Below are 9,189 nucleotides of genomic sequence, written 5' to 3' on the forward strand. Positions count from 1 at the left end.
TGTATTTTCGTCGCCTACCAATTCCTCAAACCGGCGCACTCGCGGCGGCGGAGAGTGGTCTGCGCCTGTTGACTCAGGCCGCGATAGAGAAGCGGCCGCTCATTCAGCTAGTCGCTGATTGCCTACGGAGTGCTCCGGCGCAGGTTGGGAACGAACACAACCGGCCGGGTGTGGATAGTGTATATCGCGCTACCGTTTGAATCGATCGAGAACGGGTCTGCCCGGCGAAGCATCTCTGCATAACGAAGCTGAATCCGATCAAGTTTGACTTGTAACTGAGCGTGATGTTCGGGGGTTAGGGTTCCTCCGTCAATAGCTTGCATCTCGAGCGCTTCGGTACGAAGTGCCGCTAGGCGGGTACTGTGCGTCGTGTCCGCTGAAACAGTGAGCGGCGTTGGCATGTAAAGAATGCCAATCGCTGGATTGGGAGGACGTGCATCCCTATCCCGATTTGGTAAGACGGTGGGCGCGTTTGACGCAGCAGCGGCGGCAAGCAAAATGGGAAGCATGGGGTCCTCCGGTTATCATCAATCGTTGAACACGAGCGACATCACTCTTGCACAACGCGCCGGAGTGTCAAATTGCTGCCAGCGCCGGCGCTTGTCGGGCAATTTTTGTTAAGTGGCCCTCTACTCTCCGCACTCGGATCGAAGCGGCAAACGCCCCGGACGCTGTGTATAGTACGCGGTTGCTCACAAGTCGGTAATCCACAACGTCCGCTTTTCAGTGTATTGGCCCGAAACCCGCCCGTCCGCTTTCCTTCCCTATTCCGGCCATTCCTCTTGCTCCCGTAACTCGACATTAAGCGGCGCCCTTCACAAGAAGCGAATTGACTGAGGAGCGTCCAGTGACCCTTTTGGTAAGAAGTCTTGCGCTCGCGGCCGCTTTCGCGCTTTTGCCAAGCTGCTCACCCAAATGGCCCTCGAATTATTTTCCCGCTGGCTTGGAGGTAAAGCGAACGCTGTTCGCAGGCGGCGGTGGCGGATTTCGAGAAAGCTGCGATGCCATGGTCGTTGAGATCACTGACGCAGCTGCCAGACGCACGTTCCCCCCACACAGGTCGAAGAATGGGTTCGAGGTGGAGTTACCCGCTGGCTGGAAGAGCACGCCTATCGCCTCAGGTGACAAAGGAAGGTTCTACACGGGGGCGTTTGGCGGGTGCGATGATAGCGGTGGCGAACCTCTCGGCGATCTACCGGGCTCGCTGATGCGTCCCGGTGCCTTCTACAGGGTAATCAACCATGGCGAGGGCATCGCGATTATCGTTCCCCAAAGCAAACTAGCAGGCTTCTACTACTTCGGCTGACGAGGTTTCGGCTTACGTCCACTCATCCTCGCATCCCGGACATTCCCAAAATTGGATCGACAAATGGGAATCGATACAATGGCCGCGTATGGTCATCTGCTTGCCGCCTATAGCGAAAGCACTAAAACGCAGGCAGGATAGGAGGATGTCGATATGAAAAAAGCGAAAAGCATCTGGATTGGTGCTGCGGTAGTTTTAGCCATGCCCGCTTACGGCGCCGACAAACTGGATCGTCATTCGGGCGAGACGTTAGCTCGACAGGCTCCAATCGGGTTCAAGTCTGTGTTTTCCGGCGATCGCAATGGTGCGTCTGTTCAGGAGTTTGCCCCTAAAGCACAAAACTTAAAAACTTGGACCTCAATGGTTACCATACAAGTATTTAAGGCAAAACCTGATTTGAGACCGGGTAAGTTTCTAGTTGAGTTTGGAGAGAATTACGCGGCGGTATGCCCCGCGCTTTCTCATACGAATGTCTTAAACGGATCTGCAAACGGATACGACGTATCGTTGCTAGCCATTCAATGCCCTCGAAACCCGACAACAGGCAGGCCAGAAAATCTCTATATTCGTGCGATCAAAGGTGAGGATAGCTTCTATTCGGTACAATACGCCTATGACCACGCGCTCACCACCGACGAAAAGGTCTCGCTAGGGAAATACCTAGAATCCGTGATTGTCTGCGATACTCGGAAATCGGGGCATCCTTGCCCTGCAAAGTGACGCGACTAACGGAGGTCGACGGGGGGCGGTTCAAGACTGCCCGAGCGTTCCCAAAACCGAACGGCGATCGAGAAGGCATCGAAGTTATCGGAATCGATCGATTCCGAGAACTTCGCAGGGTGTCGAGGACGTTCTAAGTTGGGATCGTAAAGCGGAAACACCTATGGCTTACCGACACTAACGCCTGCAAGATGTCTGTATGTCGGCGCTATATCACGGATGGGGGGACCCCCTTTCCACGACCATCTGGTTCGCCAAAAGATCGGCTTGCTGTTCGATTTCCGCTTTACTCGGCCATCTTGGCGGTAAGGACGAAGCCATTTCTGCATGAACCGTAAAATTGGCAACTGACCATTTATCGATGCAGTCAAATTGCGCCTGTGTTAACGCGCCGCGACGAGCCACCAACCATATACGTCGCTGATCAACGCCACGATCACTAGTTAAAGCGAGATTACCTTCAGAGACATTGCATGCCCGTGCCGCGTTTCTTGCCGCCAGGTCATACTCCTGCGCCGAAGCGCATGCCGTAGATGATAAAGCAACAAGAAGCGTACTCACCATGTAAAGTCGCGGGATCAGCGGGTTAGCATTGGCCATGACGCTAAAATTGAACCTCATTGCCATGAGGAGTCAATGCGCGGTTTGCGACCAGCGTTGCCGCTAGGCCCCGGCAAAGGTGCAGATATCAGCGATACATGTCAGTCGCGAAGCGGAATGAGGCGGGCATTCCTGAAACTCGATCCTTTGTGGGAAACCGTGTGGGTCAGGCGGGGTCTTCTAGAGTAAACTGATCCTCGTCATCGTCGAACGCGAATAGCTCGGCATAGCGGCCCCATTCCGTGACAGCGCGCAGCGTGGTCGCTGCGAAATCGGGAGACATGTGGTCTTCCAGTTCGTCGCGGAACCGTCTGGCAGGGGCTTGGTGCGAACGGCGCTCATCCAGCACCTTGCGAATATGACTGGCTAGCCGGACATGCGTTTCGAGCGTGCGACGGAAGTTGGCTTTGCGCTGGTCGACCGTTTCCTGAGCGAAGGCTGCCCCCCGTTTGGTTAGTACGGCGTCGCCATCGTTCACATCGATGAACTGCAAGAGTTGCAACGTTTCGATGATCGGGAACAGGTCGTCGATTTCAAGCTGCAACGTATCCGCCAAAGCCGACAGCGGTGCCCGGCCAGAGAAGGGTGCCGCCTCGACCTCCTCGATGAGCCCGGCCAAGCTGTTCACCGACACGTCGGGCAATGGCCGGTCCATCCCGTGCTCAACCAGGGATTCCGGGTTCGTCACGGAGGCAGGCGCGCGCTGGGTCATCCGGGCATAGATCTGTTCGACCAGGTCACGGAAATGCGGATCGAGACGGTCGCGCGGCTGTGGCAGATCGACGCGGAACTCAGCCGCGATCCGCCCTGGATTAGAGGACAGGACGAGGATGCGGTCGCACATCAGCACGGCCTCTTCAATATTATGCGTCACGATCAGGATCGAGGCGATGCCGAGCTTGTCCTCTCCCCACAGATCGAGCAGATCGGTGCGCAGCGTTTCCGCCGTCAGCACGTCCAGCGCCGAGAACGGTTCGTCCATCAGCAGCAGTGACGGCTCCACCACCAGCGCTCGCGCCAGGCCGACGCGCTGGCGCATTCCGCCTGACAGCTCCTTGGGAAAGGCGTTCTCAAACCCGTCCAGACCGATCAGGTCGATGGCGGCGATAGCGCGCCGACGGCGCTCCTCCGCCGGCACACGCTGCGCCTCGAGGCCAAGCTCCACGTTCTGCAGGACTGTCAGCCACGGCATCAGCGCGAACGACTGGAACACCATCGACACCGATCGCGGCTTGCCGTTGGCATCCGGCACGAATGTCAGTTCGCCCTCACTCGGCTCGACCAGCCCCGCGATCGAGCGCAGCAGCGTGGACTTGCCCGAACCGGATCGACCGAGAAGCCCGACGACCTCGCCTTCGCGCACGTCGAGCGCCACATCCTGGAGGATCGGAGGGCCACCTTCGGCACCGCCATAGCTGTGGCTCAGCCGTTCGATGGTGACGACGATTGGTTTGTTGGTGATGATCATGGCCGATGGTTCCCTCATGACAGCCGCAGGCGGCGTTCGGAAATCTTGTAAAGTGGGCGGAACAGCAGGCGGTTGATGGCGATGACAAACACCGACATGACCATGATCCCCAACAGGACTTTCGGCCCGTCCCCGGCCGCGGTCGCGTCCGCGATATAGCTGCCGAGCCCCCGCGCACGTAGATGCGTACTGCCCCAGGACACGGCCTCGGCGACGATGCTGGCGTTCCACGATCCACCCGAAGCGGTCAGCGCGCCGGTGATGTAATACGGGAATATGCCCGGCAGGATCAGGCGTCGCCACCACAGCCATCCGCGGACGCCGAACATGGAATGCGCCTCGCGTAGATCATTGGGAATCGCGCTGGCACCCGCGATGACGTTGAACAGGATGTACCACTGCGTACCGAGCACCATCAGCGGTGATAGCCAGATATCGGGGTTGGCGTGGAAGTGGACGATTGCGACGACAGCGATCGGAAACAGGACGTTGGCGGGGAACGCCGCCAGGAATTGTGCGACCGGCTGGACGCGGGCGGTCCAGACAGGGCGCAGGCCGATCCAGACTCCGATCGGCACCCAGATCAAGCTTGCGACCGCGATAAGGACGATGACCCGAAACAACGTCAGCAAGCCGAAACGCAACGCTGTCCAGGCGTCGTCCAGCGTCAGCGTAGCCCCGAGAAACCGTACGGCATAGGCTGCCGCAGCCAGCGCCGCGATCACCACCAGGATCGTCCAGATGCGGAGTGTAACCGAACGCTCTGCGCCGACCGTTGGCGCAAATTGTCGGCGCTGGATCATTGGACGGGGTGCTGGTTCGACTACGTAGACAAGCGCTGCCGCAGCGCGCAGCGGTGCCGTCAACGATGGCAGTAGCCGGGCGCGTCGAAACAGATCGAACACCCAGGATTTCGGCGGATTGCTACTAGCCGTCTGCTCGACACGGAACCGATCGGCCCAGGCAATGACCGGACGGAAAACGAGCTGATCGTATAACAGGATCACTACAGCCATCGCCGCTACCGCCATAGCGACGGCGCCGAGATCGCGACGATCGATCGCGACCGCCAACCAAGAACCGATGCCCGGCAGCATGATTTGCGTGTGTCCGACGCTGATAGCTTCGGAGGCAACGACAAAGAACCAGCCGCCCGACATCGACATCATCGCGTTCCAGATGAGTCCGGGCGCTGCGAAGGGCAGCTCGACGCGCAGTAGTTTGCGCAGCGGCGATAGTCCGAAGCCTCGTGCCACCTCGTCGAGATCACCGGGCACCTGCCGCAGCGATTGGTAGAGGCTGAACGCCATGTTCCAGGCCTGGCTGGTGAAGATCGCGAAGATCGCTGCACATTCAACACCTACCCGGCTTCCAGGAAACAAGCCCATGAAGGCGGTGACAGTGAAGGTCATGAATCCCAGTACCGGGACCGACTGGAGTATATCGAGTGCTGGGATAATGACGAGTTCAGCGCGCCGGCTTTTGGCCGCGGCGGTCGCTGCTACGATCGTGAAAACGAACGATGCCGCCAGTGCCGCGAACAGCCGCAACGTCGTCAGCAGTGCGTATTGCGGAAGTGCCCAAGGGTCGAGCACGATCGGCTCGACACGCAGACGAGCGAGCGGCTCGACGGCGTCGCGCACTCCCGACACTGCGCCAACCGCAACAGCGAGGAGGATCGCGAACACGGCCAGATCGGACCAGCCCATGCCGACCTTGAGGCGGCGCGGCGAGAACCCAAGGAATGCGAGCCGGTCCATCTCAATCAGCTCCAGGCAGGAGCATTGCGAGCACATTCGCGGGGCCACGATCATGCTGAGCGCAGTTGGTTACATCGATCCTGTGACGGACAGGCGCGGCAATCAGGGTGCAGCCAAAGGCCGCAGCAATTAGTGCAATCGTCATGTGGTATATCCCGAAACGTCCGTGATCGAGCCGCTACGCGGTCGCGTAGTCGGCGGATGGGCTGCATCGTTTCGAGGGACAGGCTAGTGCAAATGAGCGGATCACGCGCCCGCTTTGAAGTGGGAACGCGCCGACAACTTCGTTCAGTCGTTCGGCACGCTCAAAGGCGCACGGCATTGGTGCGGTCATAAGACCTCCATCGGGTATGTGTACGAGCCCGATGGAGGTCGCGTCAGGTCAGCGTCGTTGCTGCCGATAGCGACCCAATCGGACCCAGGCTTGACGATTGAAGACGCAGAAAGCCGAAGCTTCTACTGTCTGCGTCGCCGGTTGAGGGACTAGATCGAGGCATTCTCATCCTGTTTTCGGAGTCGGTCCGGGTTTCTGGCCGACCTTGTCGCCCATACACCTGGATCGGTTGTGCTCAAGCGCGAACGTCTCTCAACTGCGTTGCCACGGGCGACTTTTTCAGCATTCGCGCGATTAGCCCGAACACGACGTCGACGGGACTTGGGATCAAGCCATCCGACCAGGAGGGCGGGTGTCAGTCCAGTCACTGTCAGCATTAGGATCCCGAGGGCGTGCATGGATCAGGCAATCGCCATCGCGCCATGCTTGCGCTTGGCCTCAGGCTCGACGTGAATCGAGATGATGCTGTCGGGATGACCGGCCTTCAGGGCCGCCTCGATGCGGTCGCAGATAGCGTGCGAGGTATCGACGGTCATGGTGCCCTCGACCACCAGGTGGAAGTCGATGAACGTCATCCGGCCAGCGTGGCGCGAACGCAGATCATGCGCTTCAAGTGCGCCTCCCATGTTCGCGTTGATCGTCGCCTGAACCGCGGCAAGTTCCTCTGTCGGAAGGGCCGTGTCCATCAGGCCGCCGACGCTTTCCTTGATAAGGCTCCATCCCGACCAGAGGATATTGAGCGCGACGAGTGCGGCTAGGATCGGATCGAGAATCTCCCAGCCGGTTAGCGCGACCAGCAGGACGCCGACGATCACACCGCCGGACGTGACGACGTCAGTCAACAAATGCTTGCCGTCCGCGATCAGCGCTGGCGAACGGCGCTTGCGCCCCGTGGTGATCAGGAGCCAGCTCCATGCCCCGTTCAACACTGTCGCCACAGCGCTAACGGCAAGGCCGAGCGCTGGAGCCTGAAGGGCATGCGGATTGAGGATTGCGCCATACGCCTCGCGCAGAATGGCAAGCGAGGCGACGAGGATCAGCACGCCTTCGAGGACGGTCGAGAAATACTCAGCCTTGGAATGCCCATAGGGATGATCGGCATCCGCCGGACGCAGGCTGATCCGGATCGCGAAGAACGCCGCAATGGCGGTCACGACATTGATGATGCTCTCGATCGCATCCGAATAAAGCGCGACGCTCCCCGTGAGGGCATAGGCAAGATATTTGAGGCCGAGGACCACCAGGCTGACGGCGATGCTGCCCGCCGCCAGCTTGAGAATGTTGGTCGGTTTCGCGGTCTGTTCGCTCACCGTGTTTTCCTTACGCCGAAGGGCGGCATCCGGCCGGCTATGCGGCTGCGATCGATAAACTGATGCTTGAGCGCCGCGCCGACGTGCAGGATCAACAAGGCATAGGTCAGCCATACCAGCACAATGTGCGCCTGCTCAAAACTGCCATGCGCCGCGCGGGGAAGGCCAGGAATGAAGGGCCATGCGAGGCCACCGATGAGCGGCGTGGTCGCGCTGGTCAGGGACGGCTTGCCGGTCGAGAGATACATCCACCCGGTGAGCGGCAGGCCGATCAGGATCACATAGAACAAAATGTGGTTGATCCGCGCCAGCACCACTTCCCACCGCGGCGTTTCAGCAGGCAGAGGTGGCGGAGGATTGGCGATGCGCCACCCTAGACGACCAATGCTCAGCAACAGGATCGCGAAGCCGAGGGTCTTATGCCAGTTGAACCATTCGGTCCGCAGATCGCCGCGTTCCATATCGGCGAAGGTCCAGCCGACATAGATCTGCGCAACAACCAGTGCGGCGATGATCCAGTGGAACGCGATAGCGCCATTGTTGTAGCGCGTAATGCCGTTGTGCGTGTCGGTCATGGCAGCACTCCCGATCATGTGTGGTTAGGCAGTCAGATGCTGGAACAGGATCGAGCCGCCAATCACAATTAACGCTACGCCACCAAGTATCTCGGCGTAGCGGCCGATATAGCTGCCAGCGTGCCTGCCAAGCATGACACCCAGAGTGGCGACAACGGTCGTGACGCCGCCAATGACCAGACAGGCCGTGAGGATGTTGACCTGCATGACGGCCAGGCTGACACCAACCGCAGTGGCATCGATGCTAGTCGCCAGCGCCGTGACGATTAGCCGCACGAGGCTGTTCGCGTCCGCACGCGGCGCGGCGCTGGCGTCTCCCTCGGAAACCTTCGTCGCCGCGTGGATCATATGACCTCCGACGCCCAACAGCAGGAAAAAAGCGATCCAGTGATCGACGGCTGCGATCCAGGTGCTGAGGGCTAGGCCGATCGCCCAGCCGATTGCCGGAGTAACCGCTTCGAAAAATCCAAAGATTGCGCCGACGCGCAGGGCATCTCTCCAGCGATTGCGTTGGCTGGCAGCACCCTTGCCCACCGCCGCAGCAAAGGCATCCACGGACAAGCTGGCACCGAGGGCGCCAAGTGTAAGCAGACCAGTCATGAAATCGTCCTAGGGCCGTCGACCGAACGATGCGATTCACCTCTGGCCACGGGAGAGGCGGTGCATCGTTGGTCTCGCTGGGCAGATCATTCGACCTGCTGCCATCGCCACGGATTGCTCACGCGAGCGATCCAAGGATGTTGACGATGGCCCCGCATACAGCGGGTAGCTACTCCCCAAGAGTGAGGCCCCAATATCTGGGAGGTCGGGTGCAGGCAATACTCTAAATGCGATCGATTTGGTCGCATTGATCGATCGGGTCACTTTGTGGCTGGAGCCACGGAGACTCCGCCTGAAATGCTGCCCTCGCCTTCCGCGAAATCGCCTCAGTCCGCATTCTCGTTTTTCGGCGAAAGATGGCATTCGAGAACGTATCGCTATTCCCGAAACACCATCCCTCGCGAGAATGCGGGATCGTACCAGAACGCCCACACCCGGACGCTCGGGTTAGTAATTCGGAGTCCCGGTAGTAGTCATTCGTTCAGTGGGATTATGGGGAACTTTCCAGACATGAGT

Annotated in this window: 9 protein-coding genes; 3 read left to right on the top strand and 6 right to left on the bottom strand. The window is 59.4% G+C overall.

Annotated elements, in window-relative coordinates; genetic code table 11:
* Nucleotides 1–343 precede the first annotated feature (343 nt).
* The 3 genes from C8J39_RS19255 to C8J39_RS18415 all read left to right on the top strand — a co-directional run bounded on the left by C8J39_RS19255 (nucleotide 344) and on the right by C8J39_RS18415 (nucleotide 2,026).
* On the top strand, nucleotides 344–388 hold the full coding sequence (locus C8J39_RS19255; protein ID WP_404969300.1) for a hypothetical protein: 45 nt from the start codon (nucleotides 344–346) through the stop codon (nucleotides 386–388).
* 459 nt (nucleotides 389–847) lie between these two features.
* On the top strand, nucleotides 848–1,306 hold the full coding sequence (locus tag C8J39_RS00600) for a hypothetical protein (RefSeq protein WP_132833996.1): 459 nt from the start codon (nucleotides 848–850) through the stop codon (nucleotides 1,304–1,306).
* 153 nt (nucleotides 1,307–1,459) lie between these two features.
* Entirely contained in the window at nucleotides 1,460–2,026 is a 567-nt protein-coding gene (locus tag C8J39_RS18415) for a hypothetical protein (protein ID WP_132833997.1), read from the top strand.
* A 213-nt stretch (nucleotides 2,027–2,239) separates the two neighbouring features.
* Here the strand turns inward: C8J39_RS18415 and C8J39_RS18420 are convergent, their stop codons facing one another.
* The 6 genes from C8J39_RS18420 to C8J39_RS00625 form a co-directional block, all read right to left on the bottom strand.
* Nucleotides 2,240–2,626 (bottom strand): hypothetical protein, encoded by a 387-nt coding sequence (locus C8J39_RS18420; protein WP_132833998.1) that lies wholly within the window; start codon nucleotides 2,624–2,626, stop codon nucleotides 2,240–2,242.
* 166 nt (nucleotides 2,627–2,792) lie between these two features.
* The gene (locus C8J39_RS00605) at nucleotides 2,793–4,094 is read right to left on the bottom strand and encodes an AAA-associated domain-containing protein (RefSeq protein WP_060525198.1); all 1,302 of its coding nucleotides are present in this window, start codon (nucleotides 4,092–4,094) and stop codon (nucleotides 2,793–2,795) included.
* A 14-nt stretch (nucleotides 4,095–4,108) separates the two neighbouring features.
* A complete protein-coding gene (locus tag C8J39_RS00610) occupies nucleotides 4,109–5,803 on the bottom strand; it encodes an ABC transporter permease (RefSeq protein WP_404969301.1) in 1,695 nt (564 codons plus the stop codon).
* A 786-nt stretch (nucleotides 5,804–6,589) separates the two neighbouring features.
* On the bottom strand, nucleotides 6,590–7,498 hold the full coding sequence (locus C8J39_RS00615) for a cation diffusion facilitator family transporter (RefSeq protein ID WP_243650290.1): 909 nt from the start codon (nucleotides 7,496–7,498) through the stop codon (nucleotides 6,590–6,592).
* Complete coding sequence (locus C8J39_RS00620; protein WP_165895381.1) at nucleotides 7,495–8,073, bottom strand: cytochrome b; 579 nt, start codon at nucleotides 8,071–8,073, stop codon at nucleotides 7,495–7,497. Before C8J39_RS00620 ends, C8J39_RS00615 begins: the two co-directional genes overlap by 4 nt.
* 24 nt (nucleotides 8,074–8,097) lie before the next feature.
* Nucleotides 8,098–8,673 (bottom strand): manganese efflux pump MntP family protein, encoded by a 576-nt coding sequence (locus C8J39_RS00625; RefSeq protein WP_120298911.1) that lies wholly within the window; start codon nucleotides 8,671–8,673, stop codon nucleotides 8,098–8,100.
* Between the last annotated feature and the right edge of the window lie 516 nt (nucleotides 8,674–9,189).

The organism is Sphingomonas sp. PP-CC-1A-547 (assembly GCF_003610375.1).
In the GTDB taxonomy this organism is placed as follows: Bacteria; Pseudomonadota; Alphaproteobacteria; order Sphingomonadales; family Sphingomonadaceae; genus Sphingomonas.

What these genes read in the sequence shown, in the direction of transcription:
- C8J39_RS00625 (WP_120298911.1), bottom strand. Translation starts at nt 8,673, where the DNA reads ATGACTGGTCTGCTTACACTTGGCGCCCTCGGTGCCAGCTTGTCCGTG.
- C8J39_RS18420 (WP_132833998.1), bottom strand. Translation starts at nt 2,626, where the DNA reads ATGGCCAATGCTAACCCGCTGATCCCGCGACTTTACATGGTGAGTACG.
- C8J39_RS18415 (WP_132833997.1), top strand. Translation starts at nt 1,460, where the DNA reads ATGAAAAAAGCGAAAAGCATCTGGATTGGTGCTGCGGTAGTTTTAGCC.
- C8J39_RS00605 (WP_060525198.1), bottom strand. Translation starts at nt 4,094, where the DNA reads ATGATCATCACCAACAAACCAATCGTCGTCACCATCGAACGGCTGAGC.
- C8J39_RS00620 (WP_165895381.1), bottom strand. Translation starts at nt 8,073, where the DNA reads ATGACCGACACGCACAACGGCATTACGCGCTACAACAATGGCGCTATC.
- C8J39_RS00610 (WP_404969301.1), bottom strand. Translation starts at nt 5,803, where the DNA reads ATGGGCTGGTCCGATCTGGCCGTGTTCGCGATCCTCCTCGCTGTTGCG.